We start from the raw sequence: 988 nt of genomic DNA, 5'->3' as shown, positions 1-988 counted from the left end.
GGAGCCGGGGGTGAGGGTTCCGGTGCTGGTCGAGCCGCTGTTGTAGCCGGCGGCGGTGATGTTGGCCTGGACGGCGTTCTCGGTGGCGTCAGAGGGGTAGCCCGAGGTCATGACGCCTTCGTAGAAGGTGCCTTGGCCGGTGTTGCTGTTGTCACCGCCGATGCCGAGGATGATCGCGCCCTGCTTCTTCATCGGGTTGTAGCCGCCGACGGTGGGGCGTATGCCGTTGTAGAAGGTGGACAGGCTGCCCGACTGGGCGTTGCCGCCGCGGATGGCCCACTGGTTCGCGCCGCCCTTGACGATGGCGGTCGTGAACCGGTGGTTGATGGTCGGGTCGCCCGCGTTCACTCCGCGGTTGACCCCGGAGAACAGGCCGTTCTCCAGGTCGGCCATGATCCAGGGGCCGGTGCCACTCCCGGAGCCCCACCCCGTGCTGGTGCCGAAGTAGATGGCCTCCATGGTGCCGTTGCCGTCGTCGTTGCCGGTCGTCTCGGCGTTGCCGTAGTCGAAGCAGCAGCCGCCGTTGACGTGCGTGCCGTCGAAGATCGCGTACATGCCCTCGGGCTGGTCGCCGGTGGCGATGCCGTTGGTGTTGTTGTTGCGGTAGCCGGTGCCGGGGGCCACGTAGACGCCGTACGCCTTGTGGCCGCCGACGGTGACCGGCGCCTCGAAGGCGTTGGCCAGATTGTCGTTCCCGCCCTCGGCCGGCCCGGGCCAGTAGCCCTTGAGCGCCTGGGTGAGGTTGTTGCCCTTGGGGGACTGGTCGTAGATGACGGTGATGACGCAGCTGGTGTTCGCGCAGAAGGAGTCCTGCGCGGCGGCGTCGGCGACACCTCCGGCGGTCAGCGGGACGATGTTCTTGGTCGTGTTGTCGGAGGCGCGCTTGATTTGGTACAGCGGGCCGTTGTACGCCCCGTACAGGGCGCGGGTGGTGCTGTGCGCGGCGACGCAGGGGGTGCCGCCCGCGGCGTAGATGTCGCACGGCCCC

Annotated in this window: 1 protein-coding gene; it reads right to left on the bottom strand. The window is 68.5% G+C overall.

Translation table 11 applies throughout. The annotated features are described in order from the left end of the window. A partial coding sequence (locus IG99_RS43420; protein ID WP_037684554.1) for an arabinofuranosidase catalytic domain-containing protein occupies positions 1-988 on the bottom strand: 988 nt, incomplete at both ends.

The organism is Streptomyces griseus subsp. griseus (assembly GCF_000720255.1).
GTDB lineage: Bacteria > Actinomycetota > Actinomycetes > Streptomycetales > Streptomycetaceae > Streptomyces > Streptomyces griseus_I.
Note: the sequence above shows the minus strand (reverse complement) of the source record. Positions and strands in the feature narration are given on the sequence as shown.